Genomic DNA, 19,771 nt, shown 5'->3' with positions numbered 1-19,771 from the left:
CTGCGGGCCCGAAAGGGCCCGTTATTCAACCTAATCTGGGGCATTTTATGCTGCGTCTTCAAAAGCTGACGAAAACATACAAGACCGGAGATCAGGCGCTAAAGGCCATCGATCTTGAGGTGCCCAAAGGACAGGTGCTTGCGTTGATCGGACCCTCGGGTGCAGGCAAGTCGACCATGATCCGCTGTATTAACCGCTTGGTCGAACCCACAAGCGGCGGCGTCCTTTTGGATGATGTGGACCTGACCAAACTCGGGTCGGGCGCTCTACGTAAAGCGCGCCGCGAAATGGGCATGATCTTTCAGGAATATGCCTTGGTCGAACGCCTCACAGTGATGGAAAACGTATTGTCGGGACGGCTGGGATATGTGGGATTCTGGCGCAGCTTCCTACGGCGATATCCGCAGTCGGACGTTGACGAGGCTTTCCGCCTGCTTGATCGGGTGGGGTTGTTACACATGGCTGACAAACGCGCCGACGAGTTGTCAGGGGGGCAACGCCAAAGGGTCGGCATCTGCCGCGCCCTGATTCAAAACCCAAAATTGCTGCTGGTCGACGAGCCAACAGCATCGCTCGACCCGAAAACCAGCCGTCAGATCATGCGACTAATAACCGAGCTGTGTCAGGAGCGCGGATTGGCGGCGATCATCAATATCCATGACGTGGCACTTGCCCAGATGTTCGTTCCTCGCGTCGTGGGCCTCCGCTTTGGCGAAATCGTTTATGATGGTCTTCCAACAGGCCTTACCCCCGAAAAGCTGACCGAGATTTATGGGGAGGAAGACTGGGAAGCGACCATCGAAAAAGTGGACGAAGATGAAGATGTTGAGGCTGCAGAATGAGCCATCGAGAGTTAGACGACATGCTGGGAAAAGGCTGGCGTAAACCGGCCTTTGTAAAACACCCTTTGCTCCGCTGGGTATTGATCCTGGGCTTTTTCGCCTACCTGATCGCGGCCTTCATGACCATCGATGTCGATTGGGGCCGGGTCTATGAAGGATTGGATAGGGGGTGGGCATTTGTACTTGCGTTTACCAGCCCGGACTTCGTTTCGCGGTGGTCAGACATTTGGAGCGGTCTTCTGGAGAGTATCATTATGACCGTGGCTGCGTCGGTCGTGGGTATCTTGATCTCGATCCCAATAGGGTTGGGCGCAGCACGAAATATCGCCCCTTTACCAGTCTACATGATTTGCCGGGGCATTGTTGCCATCAGTCGAGCCTTGCAAGAAATCATCGTGGCCATTTTGCTGGTGGCTATCTTCGGTTTTGGTCCGCTGGCCGGATTTCTGACCCTTTCCTTCGCCACCATCGGATTTCTCTCAAAACTTTTGGCCGAAGACATCGAAGCGATGGACAGGGTTCAGGCCGAGGCGATCAAGGCTTCTGGTGCGCGTTGGCCGCAATGGATCAACTATGGCGTTCAGCCACAGGTTATGCCGCGACTTGTGGGCCTTTCCATGTACAGGATCGACATCAATTTCCGAGAAAGTGCAATTCTTGGTCTGGTCGGTGCCGGCGGGATTGGCGCGACGTTGAACACTGCGTTCGATCGATATGAGTACGACACAGCGGCGGCCATTCTCATCCTGATCATCGGGATCGTCATGGCACTTGAATACCTTTCGGGAATTATCCGCGCGAGGGTTCAGTAGTGCCTGTTCTTGAACAAAACGATACGCAAATCTGGCGCAGACGGACGACGGGTCAAAGTCTTGTTCGCTGGTTTGGCTGGCTTTTGGGTGTGGCTGTCTTTGTTTATTGCTGGCAGTTCATCTCGGAATCGACGACCTGGTTTTTCGTTTGGGATGCCCCCCGCATTGCCAACGATATCTGGACCCGCGCAACGCCTCCCAAATGGGATTACATCACACAACTGGGCCGCCCGATTTGGGATACGCTGAACATCGCCACCCTAGGTACAATCATCGCCTTGTGCATGGCCGTGCCGGTTGCCTTCTTGGCCGCGCGCAACACCACACCGTCGACATTGTTCATTCGACCCATAGCTTTGTTGATCATTGTCTCGACCCGCTCTATCAACTCGCTGATCTGGGCGCTTCTATTGATCGCAATTATTGGCCCAGGCGTCTTTGCAGGTGTTATTGCAATTGCCATCCGTTCAATCGGGTTCTGCGCAAAGCTTCTGTATGAAGCCATAGAGGAAATTGATCACACTCAGGTCGAAGCGATCACGGCGACCGGTGCGTCGCGCTGGCAGGTCATGGCTTACGGGATTGTTCCACAGATACTGCCCGCTTTTGCAGGCATTGCCGTTTTTCGTTGGGACATCAATATCCGCGAGTCCACGGTTCTGGGTCTGGTTGGTGCCGGAGGTATTGGATTGCAACTGTCAGCTTCGCTCAACGTTCTGGCTTGGCCACAGGTCAGCCTGATCCTGATTGTAATTCTCGTCGCGGTTTTGATCAGCGAATGGGTCTCGGCAAAAGTTCGAGGGGCGATCATTTGACCGGCTTCTCTGCGCAGGAGGCTTTCGATGCCTATGAAGCTGTACGACATCGCCTTCCGGAAGCCAGACCTACTGAAGTGACATATCGTCAGGTTGAAACGCTTGATGACATAGCTCATGAGTTCGATGTATTCCTCCTCGACGCCTTCGGGGTTCTTAATATAGGTGACACGGCAATCCCGGATACACCGGATCGAGTCAGGTCGCTGAAAGCCGCCGGCAAACGTGTTTTGGTCGTTTCAAATGCTGCTGGGTTTCCTCACACAACTCTGTTGGAAAAATATTCTAGGCTTGGTTATGACTTCGCGCCCCGAGACGTGATCACCAGCCGGGCCACGTTGCTATCAGAAGTAAACGGTCAAAGTGGATTGCATTGGGGCTTGATGGCGACCCCCAGCGCCGGTCTTCGCGATTTGGAAGGGCTGAAACTATCCTACCTCGAGGATGACCCGAAGCCCTACGAAACCGTTGACGGGTTTCTAATGATAGGATCAGCGGTTTGGACTGAATCGCGTCAAGCTATGCTAGAGACGGCCTTGCTTGAACGGCCTCGCCCGGTAATGGTCGGCAACCCTGATATCGTCGCGCCCCGCGAGTACGGGTTTTCAAAAGAGCCCGGTCTTTTCGCGCACCGGCTGGCAGACCGGACAGGTGTTGTTCCTCAGTTCTTTGGAAAGCCTTTCACCAACATCTATGATCTTGCTTTTCAACGTCTCGGGCACATCGACAGGTCCCGGGTTCTGATGGTTGGCGACAGCCTACACACAGACATTCTGGGCGCATCCAGCGTTGGCATAGATTCGGCACTCATTTCAGGATATGGATTCTTCGCAGGGCATGATGTTGAAGCAGCGATCAAGAAGGCGGGGATAGTGCCAAACTTTGTAGTAGGCCGGCCTTGAGTTTAGAGCATTTGTTTTCGATAAGTATCCTGTTCAAATCGAATGTCCTGCAAGCCCGCATTTCGAACATGCTGACCATGGAAATACTGCGCTGTGCACCAACGGCAGCTTAGCCCCCTCGCGGCAAAGCGACCCCTGGTCTAAAGTCTGGGTTGGGCTGTGATGCGACGTGTCGGCTCAGCCGTTGAACCAAATCGGAGCATCGCCTTCTGACCAAGTTATGTACTTTCGCATCACCAGCAAAAATACTTCACTGTCCAGGAATTGATCCAGCCACGCCACTAAATTCGGCCACTCCTGTGCGTCAAACCACGCCCGGTCTATATGCGCAAACTGGCGAACAAATGGTAGAAGCGCCAAATCGGCGAGAGTGGGGCGATCTCCAAAAAGCCAGGCCCTCCCGACTAACCGCTCGTCGAGGTTGAGCAAGTAGCTCGCCGCTTTCCTGCGCTCCTTTTGGACGTCTAAATCCGGATACCGCACGACGTATTTTGTGTGATCTAATGCATCCTTGAATGGGCCATCATTTGCCGCGATTAGGCCCCAACCTTCTTGAGGCATATCCAAAAGTCGCTGCGGATCATTTTGTTGAAGCGCCCAAATCATGATTTCCAGGCTTTCATCTATTACTTTGTCTGGAAGTCGAAGCGCGGGCACTGTTCCGGACGGGGATGTTTGTAAGAAAGCCTCAGGTTTGTCCTGCAAAAGAATCTCGCGCAGCTCGACTGTGACTCGTGAACTCGCCAATGCGAGACGGGCCCTTATGGCGTATGGGCAGCGACGGAACGACCATAAGATAGGGTATTGAGCCATACGAAGATATATCTCCAATCTACCAGCGTGGTTAAACCTCCCGTCGTTTCCCAACTGGTACTTCTGCTTGAACGCTGTCTGATACTATCGGATGGGCCATTGCTTCACAAACATCGGCCTCAGTAGCCGTCTGGTTTGGAGATTCAGAACGAGAAAATGCGGAATTGAGTACAAGTGACTTGTCTTGTGAAGTTGCAACGCGAATCTCCCCGAGATCTTAGAAATTGGCCCTGGGCCGGTCGCGGTGGTTATGGATTGATCGAAGAATTAGTCTGTCATAGCTTGCAGCATATGCCCAAGTTTCTCCATCTTGTTGTCTTAGAGCGCCACAGCGCTCATCGCCGAAAACGTTTTGCCGGATAGCTGGTCTTCCATTTGTGAATTAGCCAATAAAACAATTTTGGAGACCTCAGATGACTGAATTCACTGAAATCCCGGTGCTTGATCTTGCACCGCTGATCAATGGAGAGGATACGTCCAACCTCGCCTTGGAATTCGCCGAAGCCTATGGAAAAACCGGATTTGGCTATGTTGTTAATCACGGCGTTGATCCTGACTTGCGCGCTGCCGTGTTTGCCGCCTCGACGGAATTTCATGCACTGCCGGAGATCGAAAAACAGGCAATTGCACTAAATAAATGTCATCGTGGCTACATCGCGATCAACACCTCTACGGACGTGAACTCTGACCTGGCCAAGGTGACTAAACCCAATCAGTCCGCATCGTTCATGATGATGCGCGAGGATGCAGAGGTCGACCCTGCCGTCTATCTGTCCGGACCAAATCAATGGCCCGCTCTGGAAGGTTTCCGAGAAGCCTGCGAGGCTTATGCCGACGCGATGACAAAACTGGGTTACAAACTCATGGGTCTTGCCCTTGACGCTATTGGCGCCGCGGATCGTTCGATCCTCAGGGCATTCCAGACGCCAACGATTTGGCTGCGCCTACTCCACTATCCACCACAACCGCCACAGGCTTTGGGTGATCTTTACGGATCTGCACCCCACAAGGACTTTGGATGTCTGACATTGCTCGCACAGGACAATGTTGGTGGTTTGCAAGTCCAGACGCCTGAGGGTCATTGGGTGGATGCACCGCCTATCGACAATGCCTTCGTGGTCAATGTAGGCGATATGCTGCACCGACTCTCCAACGGAAAGTTGTTGTCCACCCCGCACCGGGTCATCAATGCGACCGGACAACAGCGCTATTCCGTACCGTTCTTCTTCGACCCACATGTCTCCGCTGAAATCGCGCCGCTCCCTGGGACAGGGACTGCGAGATTCGACCCCCTGAAGTTTGGACAGTTTTTGAGAGGAGAACTGGAAGCAAGCTACGACGCACATCAGGTTGGCCATTCGGATACCTAAAAGCACGCTGCGTTGGCAGTGACATTTCACTGACCGATATGAAACGAACGTCCGCATTGCAGTTGCCGCGACGCAGCTATGCGGCTTCGGATCAAAGTCCTCAATGGGCCGTTTCGGTACATGTGAGTAACGTCTGCCGCCCGGATGCTGCATTGGCTCTGATGGCCGCCTTGAGCCCAAAGCAGAAATCGCGGTTTGCTCTATCGTTGTGATAACTTATTGCTTTTGCGCAAGGACGTCTATAATCGCAGTGAGAGCCTTGTCTTCAAGCCCTTGATCCATACCCAATTGCGCCATCTCAACAAACAGTCGGGGCAATTCATCCCGGGCGCCAAGAGCCTCAAAACTAGCGAGAACATCTTCCAAAGCTGCGGCGTAAGTACTCATCGAAGCTGGTGGGTTGTCATAGGTGGCTTGAGGCGCTGTCGCAGCAAAATAGTCGTAATAGGGTTTCATCATTCCCATAGATATGGGCACAAGATCTGAGAAGGTTTGCATAGGGATACCTGCTTTCTTCGCTGCCAGCGCTCCGTAAATCATTCCCCACATGAAACCTTGGCGAACCGTAAAAAGTCCCGCAAAGAGTGCAGCCAGCATTCCGGCTTGGTCACCCACATGGACAGAGCTTCCGCCCAAATTTCTAATGATTGGACCGTGGATCTTCCACTGTTCTTCGGTTCCAACGACCGACAGTACGGTATCCTTATCTCCGATCATATGCGGATAAGCATTGATGATGCCAACCATCCACGAGGCGCCAGCGTTTTCCACGAGTTGCGCTAAGTCTTCAGCATCCTCTGCGCCTCCAGTTGAGAGTTCGATTATGGTCTTGTTGGGCAGCGAATTAGCCGCATTGGACAAGATTTCTATTGTCTGCGGGTGCGATTTTACGCAGGTAATCGTTACAGGACTGGCAGATATCGCCTCAGAAACAGTGGCCGCCACAGTTGCTCCTTCGGAACCAAGAGCGCTAGCTTTCTCGGGTGTCCTATTCCAAACAGTTACAGATCGGCCTGCTTTCATTTGAGCTCGCGCAAGCGCTGTACCCATGGACCCAAGACCTATTACTGAAATGTCCGTCATGCTGAACTCCTCCCTAATAACCAATTGCAAACAACGGCGCGGTTTTGTCTCGCCGAAGTGCCAACGGGCGACCAATCAGATCACCGTACTTGGAAAACGGCTCGCTATACTAAGGTTTTCTGAACAGGTCTTTTGGGAAACGGGTGCTTCACAGTCGCATCACCATTGACCGATGGTCAGGCACTAACTACCTCACTCTCGCCGAGTGGTGAAAACTCGGCGCGACATTTTAGACAATTCTACTGGCCTGACTGACACAGATTGCAACTTGCCTGGCAACGCCTTCAGTTAGAAAATGCTCCGAGATTTAATCTGGCTGCCACAATACTAAAAAGGGAATTTGAAGTGGCCCCTGTCAGAGGCCACTTCTAAGCGTATCACTCAAAGTTGTACGGCGCACCGGCTTGGTTGATCACACTGTTGTATTCTCGGAAAATTCCAACGATTTTCTCATGCACTTCGCCTTCCTGGGCAATTTCTTCCCAGAACTCTTTGGCCGCGTTCTCGACCTCGGCCCATTCGGACGCTGGCACTGATCGCAATTCCAGCTTATCGCCATTTGCGCGCAGTGCCGCTTCTCCGCCCCAATACCATTGATTGCGATAGGTGTGACCTGCTTCGATACCTGCCATCACGACGGATTTCAGGTGATCCGGTAGCTCTGCCCAACGCTCCTGGTTTGCAAACCAAGATCCGATCCACGCACCCGATATGTTGTTGGTCAGGAAATAGTCCGTCACATCGGCCCAGCCAACCGTGTAATCCTCGGTAATGCCAGACCACGCCATGCCGTCAAGCTCTCCGGTCTGTACGGCGACTTCCGCGTCTTCGTAGGGAATGTTCACCGGCACGACGCCAAACTTGGCGAGGAACCGACCAGCGGTTGGGAAGGTGTAGAGTTTTAGCCCATCCAGATCAGCAACCGATGTAATTTCCTTCTTTGTGTTGAAGTTGCACGGGTCTTGCCCAGCTGCAGACAACCACTGAACGCCAACTTTGGCATACTCGTCGCGCCAAATGTCCGCCAACCCGTATTGATTGAACAAAACCGGCACGTCGAGAATGTGCTTTGTCGCGAAGGGGAAGTACCCGCCAAAGACGCGAAGCGGTGTCGGTGACGCCATCGAGTCATCGTCCGAATGAACCCCGTCGATTGTTCCGCGCTGAAGCGCTTGGAACAGCTCGCCCGTGGGTACAATCTGATCTGCGAAGAACAGCTCGATTTCCAGCTCGCCGTTGGCATTGGCGTTGATGTAGTCAATTGCAGGCTTGGTCACATGCTCGCCCAACGCGCCTCCGGCATAGGTCTGGAACCGCCATTTGATGGGGGCCTGCGCCTTTACTATAGCCGGTGCAGCAAGCGTCGCGGGCGCGGCCAAAGCGGCGGTCCGCAAAAATCTACGTCTTGTAGTCATGGTCTTCCTCTCCTGTGCTTTTCATTGAACTTGATCCGGTTAACCCGGTTTCTCGTTCTTTACGTGCTCAGTTTCCGTAGACGATGCCCGGAAGCCACAATGCGATGTCTGGGAAGGCCATCACCAATCCCAAAGCCAATGCCATCACTGCCACAAACGGTATGATGGACCTGTAAATATCTCCAATCGTCACCTCTGGTGGGGCCATGGCCCGCATCAAAAACAGGTTGTACCCAAAAGGCGGAGTCATATAGGCGATCTGACATGTGATCGTGTAGAGGACACCGTACCATATCAGATCAAACCCCAGCGCACCGACCAGCGGCACGTATAACGGAGCGACGATGACCAGCATGGCGGTGTCATCCAGAAACGTACCCATAACCAGAAAGCTGAGCTGCATCAGGATCAGGATGATCCACGGGTTCAGGCCCAGCTGCACCGTAAACAGGTTTTCGATCGCCTTGACCGCGCCCAGCCCGTCAAAAACCGCGCCGAAGGCAAGGGCAGCAAGGATGATCCACATGAACATGCAGGTAATTCCAAGCGTCTGTTTGATCGAGGTCTCAAAGACCTGCCACGTCATGCGGCGTTTCAGAACCGCCGCCATCAAGGCCGCGATTGCCCCCAAGGCCGAGCTTTCGACCAGTGAGGTCCAGCCATTCACGAAGGGCACCATCATCACCGCAAAGATGCCTATGGGCAGCAGACCAGCCCCCAGCAGGCGGAGTTTTTCGCTCCAGGTGACCTGCGCGCGTTCTTCGGCGCTCATCACAGGGCCGAGCGATGGGTTCAGGCGACAGCGGATGGCGATGTAGATGATGAACAGCGTGGCCATCATCAAACCGGGAATAACACCTGCCAGCCAAAGCTGTCCGACCGGTTGACGGGCAATCATGGCGTAAAGGACCAACACAACGGAAGGCGGCACGAGAATTCCCAAGGATGAACCGGCCTGTATGACCCCCGTCACCATACGCTTGTCATAGTTCCGGCGCAGCAATTCGGGCAGAGCAATTGTCGCTCCAATCGCCATACCTGCAACGGACAATCCGTTCATGGCTGAGATCAGAACCATCAGACCGATTGTGCCTATAGCCAGCCCGCCGGAAAGACCGCCCATCCAGACATGGAACATACGATACAGGTCATCCGCGATCCGGGATTCCGACAAAACGTATCCCATGAAAATGAACATCGGCAGCGTAAGCAGGGGGTACCAGCGCATGACCTTGATCGCTGCCGCAAACCCCAGATCATAGCCCCCCCTGTCGCCCCACAGGAAAAAGGCGGCAATCACTGCTACGAACCCGATAGCCCCGAATACACGCTGCCCGGTTAACAGCATCAGCATCATGGTCGAGAACATGAGCGCGGCTATCAATTCATAGCTCACCCGCGGTGTCCCCCTTCAAGGTCTTCGGGGGCCATATGCACCGGCTCATCATCTTTCGGACCCATATCATGTCCTCGCAACCGCAAGATGTCTTTGAACAGTTCCGAGATTGACTGCAACAGCATCAGCAGAATGCCAACCACCATGATCGTTTTGATGGGCCAGATATAGGGGCGCCACGCGGACGAGGACCTCTCGCCGCCATATTGGAACGAGTACATCAAACTGTCCCAACCTCCCCACAATAGAAAGGCCAGATACACGATCAGAAAAAGCACCGTCAGCACGTCAACCTGGCTTTTTCGGCGGTCTGTCCATTCTCCATACAGCAGGTCCATCCGGACATTCGCACCCATCTGCATCGCATAAGGACCGCCAAGGATGTAGTAAGCGACCATGGCAAACTGTGCCATTTCAAGGGTCCAGAGCGAGGGTACAAAGAAGGTCTTGGACACAGAGGAATACAGCAGGATCGCCATCATAAGAAAAATGCCATACATGATGACCCGCCCAATCGTCCTGTTGGCACGGTCCACAAATCTGACATAGGCCTTCATCACATCTGTCACGAAGCCGCCTTTACATAATGTGATTTGTCATGTGAGCCAGCGTAGAGCGAAAATTTCTCCGAGCGACTAAGAACTAACATCCCGCATTCGCGCGGAAAACCGCTATAAAATTCACGCATGTTGAGCTCTACCCCAATACTTTCCCTCTTCATCAGAGCGACATGTCGGATAGCTGTCAAGTTGGTACCAGGCATAATTGGCTGATTAAGGTGATGGTTCTAGAGCTTCATGGCAAACCTATTGTTGCAAGTCGCCCTTACTTGCTACTTTTTCATTTCGATGGATGCACTTTTTTGTGTGAGAACAAACCTTTCAGAGCGACAAAAACAGAGAATTTGGCGCGAAGTAGCGTAACTTAACATTTCATTCAAATACGACCTTTATTTGAGATCGAAACCGAACCTGGGGAGGCTAACAATCTTCCCGATGAGATGCCTAAGGTCCTTAGTGATTTTGTGACGTCCTAGGGGCGCCTGCAATTGAAGTTGTATCTTCTTGCCGAGTAACAGTTATAGCTATCGACAAATCGCTGCGCGGCCCATCCTTACCTAAATGAATGTTCATCAGATAATACCAGTTGCAGCAGTGCCTGCAGTTCGAGAGTTCGACAGGCCTCCTTTTTCGCTAGTGCAGCGAATGGCGGCAAAGCGAGCTGCGACCGCAGCATCTCGGTTGGCGGCTGGAGGTCGGCTCTGGGCCGAACGCTGAGGCAGGATATTCTGCTGATCAATCACGCCCAAGTAACACACACTGCGCCGGTTTCCAGGTTGCGAAGAGGCTCATTGGCTTACTATTTTACGTCGAATTGAAGCGCTTGAACCGTCGAAACCCTCTCAAAGCGCAAAAATCTCAAGGTGTTGAATTCAATAACAGGCGAGTCTCAATAATTCAGTCCCATTATTTACGTACTCCGACAATTCTTGTCGGATCACCTTAATGGTGAGACTGCGGTTCCAATAAAATCAGCTACTTAGAGTTTTCAATTTTTGAGACTCCAGAATCCGAGATTTTCTAACCAAACAAATAAAAAGCAGTCCTTCATTTAACGCGCGGAGAACGACTGCACTGAGCCCCAAAGCAGACGACGAAAAGATGGCCAATAGGTAACGGGTTTCTAGTGCGTTTTCCAAACAGCGGCTACTCAATTGCCGTGCGAAATGTTGCGGTAAGCCGTTTGTTCAATCCGTGATGAGGTTCGGCTGAAAAACCGTAGTGCAACTCCGCGAGGGCAGCGATGTCATTGAAAATGACTACGGAGCCGCCTTCTTCATTCGCGTAAACCAAAAGTTTTTGGCAAAAGGCATCCAAACCAATTGCCGGAAAGCCCGCCATAGCTACGCCACCGGGCGCTGGTCCGCCGAACAGTAAGAGAACTGCATCCGGCAGTTCCACCCCTAGTTGGGATGCTTCGGTCGCAAAATCGATTTCCCCAAACCAGACAGTATCGTCCTGTCCCATCACAGCTGTCCTGAGACGTTCGACTGCCTCTGGTACGCTGAGCTGAGATCGCAGTTCGATGACGCCATAGTCGGCAAACAACCCGTTGGTCGGCGCTGGTGTTGCATCCAAGTCGTTTAGAACTTCGAGCATCTTGCTCTGAAATACACGCACCGAAGACGCGTCCGTGAGCCCATGCCGGATTTTGAGAAACTGGGAGTCCGTGTAGGTAATCTGCGGGCGATCATCCTGATCGAAGGAAAGAACGCGAAAAGGAAGGTCCAAACCTGCTCGCACGGTCTCTTTCAGAATGGGTGTGTTTATCTCAGGATCAGAGAAAATGAGCACACGAGACGCGGGCATTTCTACGCCTTCGGCTTTAGCCAGACGCGAGTGGTCTATCGATGCGATTGGAGTAGGCCCCGCCTCGTCAACGGCAGTCTCAAGTTCTAAAAAATTTTTGTCCACCGCAGTCTGGACAGATGACGATTGTGCCAGACCGGATGTCGAAACCGACGCAGTTGTAATCATCGAGAGAACAAAGAAAAACCTCAGCACTTTACACTTCCTGTTTCATTGTACTTTTCTCAGGGAAACCGCCGCCAGAGCTGCAAAAGCTATCTCGGCCGCAAGATAAAATAGAAGTAACCCGTTTGGAACTCCATCGATAAGAATGCTTAGCATGCGTCCAACGGCCAGTCCCGACATAAACAAAAAAAGCACCCACAGCGCGGGGCGTTGTAATTCTGGTTTCGAAGCGGCCGCCAACCAAAACAACGCGTTTGCCAGGTAAAGACCCATAATCGCGCGGAACACGTGGGTTTGGTTGGTCCCTTCCACCGGAAATCCCAGCAAAGCTGGGATCGAACTGCCGGGTATCAGACCGTATGATAACGCGATTGGCACGAGGCCAACGGCAGCAAGCAGAAGGACTAATCTAGCACTCATGGAGGACTCCTTCTCGTAGAGGTTTCGCTTTTTTGCAAAATTCCTAATCGGTTTTCTGGGGCATCCGATGATCCGAGCCGGATGCCCACGCCGCAGTGAGAAAGGCGTATTGGTTGCCTCGCTTCCTCTACTGAGAGATGCCGCCTTCGGTTGATGTCTGTTCTTCAACATGGTCTTGATTGGCGACCGGCTTCCCGCGCGGAGGGAACTCCTCGAAGGTAGCGAGATGTGCCTGCACTAGTCGGGCGGCCGGGCCGAATGCCCACATTTTCTCACCCATCCAGCGGACGTACATCCCGCTTTCCTCCGCAGCTTTCTCGTAAGGATCGCGGCGAAGGTTGAAGAGTAACGGGGCGACCAATTCTTCCTTCGGGCCTGACCAGCCGTGGTTTTGAACGACAAAGTGCGCTTTCCAATCGTTGTAGCGTACTGCTTGGAGGTCCGTACCCTGATAGTAAATCAGCTCGCGTCGATTGCTCTCTTCATCCTCACCTGTCAGGTAAGATAGCTGGTTGTAACCATCGAGGTGCACTTTGTAGCCTTCATAGCCCTTTAGAAGTTTTTCTCTCAGGTCTGAGGGACCTCCAGCCGCAGCAACAAGTGTTGGCATCCAGTCCATGCCGCTGAATATACCGTTCAAAACCTGTCCTTCAGGAATTTTGCCCGGCCAGCGAATAATCGCAGGAACCCTAAATCCACCTTCCCAGGTAGTACCCTTTTCCCCATGAAAAGGAGTCGTACCACCGTCGGGCCACGTTAGTGTTTCCGGGCCATTGTCGGCGGTGAACATCACTATGGTATTATCGGCGACTCCCAGATCTTCAAGGTGGCTGAGAACGTTACCAACGTTGTTGTCCAACTCCTTCATGACAACATCCTGAAGTCCGCGCCCATTGCCCAACATAGCTTCGTATTCGGGGCTGAGGTGGGTCCAGACGTGTGCACGGGCTGGAGCCATCCAGACAAAAAACGGAGTGTCCGACTCAACTGCACGAGAAATGAAGTCCTTCGTGTAAGATGTCACTTCGTCATCCAAAGTCTTTTGGCGTTCCGGCGGCGCAGGTCCGTCATCAATGATGCGCTGCTTCCCGACTTTTCCAAAACGCGGATCGACTGTTTCGTCCTCCTCGTCTGTAGCAAAAGAATGAATGATGTTGCGCGGCGCGAATTGCGCGTTGAATTCTGGATCGTCTGGCCAATCCGGATCAGACGTATATTCCATGGCATTCAAGTGATAGAGCCAGCCCCAATACTCGTCGAAACCTTTTGTAGTCGGTAGGAACTCGTTGAGATCGCCCAAGTGGTTTTTACCGAACTGGCCCGTCGTGTATCCCAACTTTTTCAAGAACATCGGAAGCGTCGGATCATCTGGGTTTAACCCTATCGGATCCCCCGGCAACCCTACCGTGTGCATGCCAGTCCGAATAGGTAACTGTCCGGTCATGAAAGCTGATCGGCCGGCAGTACAACTTGGCTCGGCATAATAATCCGTGAGACGAGCACCTTCAGACGAGAGGCGATCCAAGTTCGGCGTCTCGATGCTTTTGACACCCCCATGGTAAACGCCGACGCTCGCCCAACCCACGTCATCTGCCATGATGACAAGAATGTTGGGCGGGGTATGCTCGTCGGCCCAAGCTCCTGTTAAAGCAAAGCAGACCGCACCCGCTACTGAGATAAGCTTGTTCATTAAGACCTCCCGACACGCAATTTCTCACCAACGATAGGAAAAACATCGGCTTGGAGGAACAGTTTAATTCGTTAACTTTTCAGGCCAAACATATTTTGTGTTAAAACATCTTCGGCCGCAAAGTCTGCAAACATACACTCGTCGCGATTTAGCGAACAACGGGTTCAAGCCCAATACAGACCTTACTTTTGTGTCAAGTTTGGCGCCTACTAAAAGAGCCAGAATTGTGAGTTAGGCCAAGCCATCAGTAGTAAACTCTCGGAAAAACCGAAAAAAAATGGGTATCTAGCTGCTTTGGGCGCTTCCAGTTTTCTTAAAATACGTCAGATATCCTATCTATGCCGCCGTCTCCGGCGGGCATCTCCTTCCGAAAGTTCTGGTGTATAGCTTTTTTGCACCGTGCGGAGAGGGTGTTTCGAAGCTGGCACTGCAGATTAAGCTTGGTCGAGTGTAACTATACTTTCGGATACCCAACCTATACCGATGAACGCCTAGCGCATCCTATCATTCTGTAGTTATTTCGCCTTGCACAGTCCCATAATTGTGCTGCCACCTCCTACTAACCATCCCCCTGTAGGAGAGTTGTTTGCCAGCTTCGCAATGCAAGTGTGTGAGTGGATCCGCATTGTGAAGCTGGCCTTTTTTACCTTCAACAAAAAAGGCCCCGCACAATGGCGAGGCCGTAACTCGTTACCCCCTCACAAATCACTATTGGATTGGGTTAAGCTTAATACGGCAAGGACCGCCGCTTGGATTTAAAGTTCCCCGCGTCACCCTAATCTGGGATGATTGGCAACGCGGGGATAGTCTGGTCATGGGACAGACCAGTCTATTTGTCTGTTCGGGACTTTAAGCCCGCGCAGGAACACAGCCGATATACAGATATTCCGCAAAACGGCTTGTGATTTTACGCCAAAATTCACAACACCGTTCAGAAAGTTAGTAAATGCAAAAAGCTCTGATCATGAGACGAGGTTTTCCGGCTTAAATTGACGGCCGTGTAAGAGGCGGCTTAGTCCCGCGTTATCGTCATTCTAGAGTGCTTCAGCTACGGCATGCATCGTGCCCAAAACGGAAGCTTGAATGGACCTGCTGCCCGAAAGACTCTTGCCATCGAAAAAGATCATTCCCGTTTAGCGCCCGCAATTGCGCAGAAATGTCGACACAATCGAATAGTTGATTTTGTAGAACATCTTTGACCAAATGTTAGGCAGAACCAACGAGGGAACAAGAATGAAGAGATTTATGACCCCCACAGCTGTACTAATTGGGTCTCTAACCGTTGCAGCATGTGAAGATACTGGCAGCTCTACTGCGTCCTCAGAACTGACTCCTGCCCAGCAGGCATGTCTGCGAGATGTCGCCAATACGACGAACAATTCGCAAGTCGTGGTGATGTCGTCTGCGTTTAGCGAGGCGGGAACACAAGTAACCGTCGGCGTTGGTGAGGACCGTGCTCCTTGGAATTGTATTGCTTACAGTGATGGCGCGACAGCTGGTATCGAGTTCCTTGGCGACGAAGGCGCTCTGTGACCAGTTTGGTGCGTAGCTGAGTACGGTTGCGCAGCACTGACTCGCTCTGTGTAAAACTCGACTTGGTTTGTAGAATAACCACCATCGTATTCGCTGCCCTTTACCTGTTGGCGTTGTTTGCGTTTTTGACGGGTACATATGGCTGGTTGGGACAAGCCGGACCTGCCAGACATTTGTGTAACGATTAAAACCAGCAAGAAACCCATTATCGCTGCGATAGCAGGTCCCGCGATGGGTGGTGCGCTGGAGATCGCACTTGCCTGTGATTACCGTGTCGCCACGCCGGATGCATTGATGGGGCTGCCCGAGATCAAGCTGGGGCTGCTGCCAGGCGCCGGGGGCACCCAAAGGCTGCCAAGGATTGCCGGGCTGGAAGCGGCAACGCAAATGATCCAAACGTTTTCGACCAATCTGAACATGCCTATATGCCGATGCTGATGACGGCGGAAAATGTGGCGCGGACCTATGGGATCAGTCGTGACGCCCAGGATGAATACGCTGCACTTTCTCAAGGTCGGACCGCCCGGGCTCAGGCCGCTGGCGCCTTTGATGACGAGATCGTTCCGATCACTGCGATAAAGCGGGTCAAGAACCGCGAAACCGGAGAGGAAACCCTGGACGAGGTGACCTTGTCAATAGACGAAGGCAACCGGCCGGGCACGACGGCTGAAACACTTGGGGCATTGAACCCGGTTGTCGAAGGAGGCGTGATTACTGCCGGAAACGCAAGCCAACTCTCTGACGGGGCCTCGGCTTGTGTGCTCATGGAAGGCAAAGTGGCTGAGCAGCAGGGCCTCACACCGCTAGGTATCTATCGCGGCATGGCTGTTGCAGGAAACGCACCGGAAGAGATGGGGGTCGGCCCAATCTATGCCATTCCAAAGCTGCTTAAGAATGCAGGTCTTCGCATCGAAGACATCGGCCTTTGGGAGCTTAACGAAGCCTTTGCCTGCCAGGTTCTCTATTGCCGCGACCATCTTGGGATTGATCCCGAAATCTACAACGTGAACAGCGGTGCGATATCGATTGGCCACCCCTACGGCATGACAGGTGCGAGACAAGTCGGGCATGCTCTGATTGAGGGGAGGCGTCGTGGCGTGAAATACGTGGTGACCTCCATGTGTGTCGGCGGAGGCATGGGCGCCGCAGCACTGTTCGAAGTCGCCTGACCACACTGAAATGAGTTCAAGCAGAGCGTTATCTGGTTGATTCATTGACATTCTGTCATCTGCGAAAGCCGCCATCTGCAAGCCTGCATTTCATGTCGACCGGAATTGGTGATACCTCCTGAGGCGTTATGACCAATGTCACGCCAACGATCCTTTCCACGGTTTCCAGCCAGTTTGTCGATGACTGGCTGGCGGCGCTACGTGCCCTATGCCCAGAGGCGCAAATGGCGTCGCTGCTTAGCCGGTCCGGTCTGAACGCGGATACGCGCTCGCCGAATGGTCGCGTCACGCTGGATCAGATCGTTTGCCTCTATCAACTTGCAGCAGTTGAGACCGGTGATGAGATGATGGGGCTTTGGAGCAGACCCATCCGGCCGAGGGCCCTAAAACATCTTCTGACCACTGTCAGGGAAGCCACGTCTCTTGCATCGGCGCTCTACCGGTTTTCAACGTTCTGGAACTTGTTGCTGGATGATTATCAGTTTGATCTGGAGGACGCCGACAACGCGTTGGTACTTACCCTGAAACCACAAGGCGAAGTGCCGCTTCAGCGGTTTGGACATATGCTGATCCTCAAACTTGCCCACGGGCTCATGTCTTGGCTGGCAGGGCATGAGGTTCCGGTTAAGGCCGTTGATTTCGCGTTTGATCGCCCGGACTTTGATCAGGATTACGCGATTATCTTTCCTGCACCGCTGCGGTTTGGCCAACCCGCCACCGCCATCGCGTTTGATCCGAATGTAATGGGCCCTGTGCAGACTCGAAGCACAGCTGATCTTGACCGGTTTTTGCAAAACGCGCCACGAGACTGGATTTTTACCTCTTCCCGCGAACACACCCAATCGCTGCGGGTGCGCACGTATCTGGGTCAGACAGGTTGGGATTCGGCGACCTTAACACAGACAGCATCCGCAATGCACATGACCCCGCGCACCCTGATCCGCAGGCTACACGCGGATGGCACGTCGTTTCAGGCCATAAAGGATGCCCTGCGGCGCGACATCGCAATCCGTGATCTTCAGGCGGGGTGCAAAAGCGTTGAAGCCATCGCACATGATGTCGGATTTTCGTCGGCGGCCAATTTCCACCGGGCCTTTCAACGCTGGACCGGAAGCACGCCCAGCTCATACCGCAAATCACAAACATAAGCGGCCATTTGTCACTTTTGGACAATTATCTGTCAGCGCACGAGATAGAGCTTAACGGGCTGGCTCGCTAAGTCTTGCCGCAGAGAAACATTTTCAGCTGAAGTTTCGCCTTCATAGCTCATCAGTCCGGCCATCCACGATTGCCGGGTTGTGGCGTCATCTGAGAACAATCGCCCTTGAAAGGATCCACCAATGTCAGACAAACTCGCCACCATACTCCAGGCTGCACGCGACCACGCCGAGCAGGTCATCCTGCCAAATGTGGACGCCTGGAACGCCACGAAGACATGGCCCCGTGATGCGTCGGACAAGGCCGGGGCCGCTGGTCTGACTGGGCTGTACGCCCCCGAAGAGTTTGGCGGCCAGGGCTTGCCACTTTCAGAGGGCATTCAGGTCTACGAACAACTGGGGCTCGGAGATGGCGCTTATGCCTTTGCCCTGTCGATGCATAACATCTGCACCTTCGCGGGCTGCGGCTATGGCACAGATGCCTTCAAGGAAAAATGGGCGCGAGACCTGACTTCGGGCCGCAAACTGGCGAACTTTGCACTGACCGAACCGCAATCCGGATCGGATGCCACAAACATGTATTCGCGGGCCGTGATCAATGATGACGGCACATGGACGATCAGCGGTGCGAAGGCATGGGTCAGCCTGGCGACCGAGGCTGAAATCTATTTCACGGTGGTCAAGACCAGCAATGAGCCCGGCCACAAGGATATGGCGATGATTGCCATCCCGGCCGACACTCCGGGCCTCAGCTTTGGTCCGCTCTACGACACCCCGTCCTACAACTTCCTGCCTCTGGCCGAGATGTACATGGACAAAGTCATGGTGAGCGAAGACAATATCATCCTGCCCATTGGTCAGGGCCTGCAAGGTTCACTCATGGCGATCGATATTGCCCGCGTTTCGATTGCGTCAGGATGCTGTGGATTGATGCAAGCTGCATTAGATACGGCGCTGTCCTATTCCAAGAACCGCAAGATGTTCGGTGGCAAGAACCTCGATCTGGACGGGATCCAGTGGATGCTGGGCGAAGTTGCGACCGATCTTGAAGCCTCGAAACTGCTGTACCGCAAGGCGGCAAAAGCCCTTGGCACGCCCGAGGGCCCACTGATGGCCGCCCATGCCAAACGGTTTGTGCCAGATGCCGCAGTGAAGGCTGCAAATACCTGCACGCAAGTGCTGGGCGGCATGGGGCTGTTGCAGCCTTATGGTCTGGATCGTTTGTCCCGTCTTGCACAAATGCTGCGGATCGTGGACGGGACGACGGAAATCAGCCGCGTGGTCATCGGGCGGGCCTTGCAGAAACGTGCGGCAAGCTTGCCTGACCTGCCAGTACCGAAAGGATTTGGTGAAACCAGCTGAACGTCCCCCCCCACCGACGAAGCAGAGCCGACCAGAAAATCTCCTCAGAGATCGGTAAAACTGAAAGACCAGCCGCGCATATGCGGCCGGTTACTCGATATTGCAGACCTTGGTGCAAACGCAGCGAATTCACCCTTTGTCCGCAAACTGTAAATTCACCCATCTTCTGATTGCGCACGTGCAGCGAATGTCCGCAATGTCGAGCCGCACTGCAGAATGCTGAACGACCGACTAAAGCCCGGTAAGGGCCGGAAGTGATCAGGGCAGGGCACTTAGTCGCTCAACATTGTTCAGCACAAAACCTTACGCTGTGAAGCTGTCGGTCTGCGAGTTGTGTCCGCTCTCGGAAGTTCCCAATGCGCGTTGCAGTCGACGATCGTATTGCTGCAGTCTGAGACAAGCTTGATAAGTCCAAGTCAGCGAAATCCACCAAAATGCATGAAAATCTTAAGTCGTTG

At 53.2% G+C, this 19,771-nt stretch carries 16 protein-coding genes and 1 pseudogene; 9 read left to right on the top strand and 8 right to left on the bottom strand.

Going from position 1 to position 19,771, the window contains the following annotated elements:
- Positions 1–47 precede the first annotated feature (47 nt).
- The 4 genes from phnC to ACR0DL_RS20725 are packed head-to-tail and all read left to right on the top strand — an operon-like array spanning position 48 to position 3,371.
- The gene (phnC, locus tag ACR0DL_RS20740) at positions 48–842 is read left to right on the top strand and encodes a phosphonate ABC transporter ATP-binding protein (protein WP_170352080.1); all 795 of its coding nucleotides are present in this window, start codon (positions 48–50) and stop codon (positions 840–842) included.
- Entirely contained in the window at positions 839–1,654 is an 816-nt protein-coding gene (gene phnE / locus ACR0DL_RS20735; protein WP_480691086.1) for a phosphonate ABC transporter, permease protein PhnE, read from the top strand. Before phnC ends, phnE (ACR0DL_RS20735) begins: the two co-directional genes overlap by 4 nt.
- The gene (phnE, locus tag ACR0DL_RS20730; RefSeq protein WP_170352078.1) at positions 1,654–2,469 is read left to right on the top strand and encodes a phosphonate ABC transporter, permease protein PhnE; all 816 of its coding nucleotides are present in this window, start codon (positions 1,654–1,656) and stop codon (positions 2,467–2,469) included. Before phnE (ACR0DL_RS20735) ends, phnE (ACR0DL_RS20730) begins: the two co-directional genes overlap by 1 nt.
- Positions 2,433–3,371, top strand: coding sequence for an HAD hydrolase-like protein (locus ACR0DL_RS20725; RefSeq protein WP_170362855.1), 939 nt, complete (start codon positions 2,433–2,435; stop codon positions 3,369–3,371). The genes phnE (ACR0DL_RS20730) and ACR0DL_RS20725 overlap by 37 nt, the downstream gene beginning before the upstream one ends.
- A 177-nt stretch (positions 3,372–3,548) precedes the next feature.
- Here ACR0DL_RS20725 and ACR0DL_RS20720 read toward each other — a convergent pair whose 3' ends face one another.
- Complete coding sequence (locus ACR0DL_RS20720; RefSeq protein WP_480691084.1) at positions 3,549–4,184, bottom strand: glutathione S-transferase; 636 nt, start codon at positions 4,182–4,184, stop codon at positions 3,549–3,551.
- Positions 4,185–4,597: 413 nt separating this feature from the next.
- Here ACR0DL_RS20720 and ACR0DL_RS20715 point away from each other — a divergent pair, with 413 nt between their 5' ends.
- Complete coding sequence (locus tag ACR0DL_RS20715; RefSeq protein ID WP_480691082.1) at positions 4,598–5,554, top strand: isopenicillin N synthase family dioxygenase; 957 nt, start codon at positions 4,598–4,600, stop codon at positions 5,552–5,554.
- A gap of 216 nt (positions 5,555–5,770) precedes the next feature.
- Here ACR0DL_RS20715 and ACR0DL_RS20710 read toward each other — a convergent pair whose 3' ends face one another.
- From ACR0DL_RS20710 to ACR0DL_RS20680, 7 genes are all read right to left on the bottom strand, one after another.
- On the bottom strand, positions 5,771–6,637 hold the full coding sequence (locus ACR0DL_RS20710) for an NAD(P)-dependent oxidoreductase (RefSeq protein ID WP_480691080.1): 867 nt from the start codon (positions 6,635–6,637) through the stop codon (positions 5,771–5,773).
- 377 nt (positions 6,638–7,014) lie between these two features.
- Positions 7,015–8,052 carry a TRAP transporter substrate-binding protein gene (locus ACR0DL_RS20705; protein WP_170377344.1) on the bottom strand — a complete coding sequence of 346 codons (1,038 nt, stop codon included), beginning with the start codon at positions 8,050–8,052 and terminating at the stop codon, positions 7,015–7,017.
- A gap of 67 nt (positions 8,053–8,119) precedes the next feature.
- Complete coding sequence (locus ACR0DL_RS20700) at positions 8,120–9,448, bottom strand: TRAP transporter large permease (protein WP_170350254.1); 1,329 nt, start codon at positions 9,446–9,448, stop codon at positions 8,120–8,122.
- Positions 9,445–10,005 carry a TRAP transporter small permease subunit gene (locus ACR0DL_RS20695; protein ID WP_170362787.1) on the bottom strand — a complete coding sequence of 187 codons (561 nt, stop codon included), beginning with the start codon at positions 10,003–10,005 and terminating at the stop codon, positions 9,445–9,447. The genes ACR0DL_RS20700 and ACR0DL_RS20695 overlap by 4 nt, the downstream gene beginning before the upstream one ends.
- A 1,149-nt stretch (positions 10,006–11,154) precedes the next feature.
- A complete protein-coding gene (locus tag ACR0DL_RS20690; RefSeq protein WP_170414467.1) occupies positions 11,155–12,012 on the bottom strand; it encodes a DUF302 domain-containing protein in 858 nt (285 codons plus the stop codon).
- Between the two features lie 15 nt (positions 12,013–12,027).
- On the bottom strand, positions 12,028–12,402 hold the full coding sequence (locus ACR0DL_RS20685; RefSeq protein ID WP_170362767.1) for a DUF4345 domain-containing protein: 375 nt from the start codon (positions 12,400–12,402) through the stop codon (positions 12,028–12,030).
- A gap of 127 nt (positions 12,403–12,529) precedes the next feature.
- Positions 12,530–14,092, bottom strand: a complete 1,563-nt coding sequence (locus ACR0DL_RS20680; RefSeq protein WP_480691078.1) for an arylsulfatase — start codon at positions 14,090–14,092, stop codon at positions 12,530–12,532.
- A gap of 1,671 nt (positions 14,093–15,763) precedes the next feature.
- Here ACR0DL_RS20680 and ACR0DL_RS20675 point away from each other — a divergent pair.
- From ACR0DL_RS20675 to ACR0DL_RS20660, 4 genes and pseudogenes are all read left to right on the top strand, one after another.
- Entirely contained in the window at positions 15,764–16,063 is a 300-nt protein-coding gene (locus ACR0DL_RS20675; RefSeq protein ID WP_480691076.1) for an enoyl-CoA hydratase/isomerase family protein, read from the top strand.
- Positions 16,009–16,794, top strand: a pseudogene (locus ACR0DL_RS20670) (acetyl-CoA C-acyltransferase); the annotation flags it as partial. The gene ACR0DL_RS20675 and the pseudogene ACR0DL_RS20670, both read left to right, overlap by 55 nt.
- A 128-nt stretch (positions 16,795–16,922) precedes the next feature.
- Positions 16,923–17,942, top strand: coding sequence for an AraC family transcriptional regulator (locus tag ACR0DL_RS20665; RefSeq protein ID WP_480691074.1), 1,020 nt, complete (start codon positions 16,923–16,925; stop codon positions 17,940–17,942).
- 192 nt (positions 17,943–18,134) lie between these two features.
- Complete coding sequence (locus ACR0DL_RS20660; protein WP_480691072.1) at positions 18,135–19,313, top strand: acyl-CoA dehydrogenase family protein; 1,179 nt, start codon at positions 18,135–18,137, stop codon at positions 19,311–19,313.
- Positions 19,314–19,771 lie beyond the last annotated feature (458 nt).

The organism is Ruegeria sp. BB5, from assembly GCF_056539405.1.
This window is presented reverse-complemented; position numbering and strand designations above follow the sequence as displayed.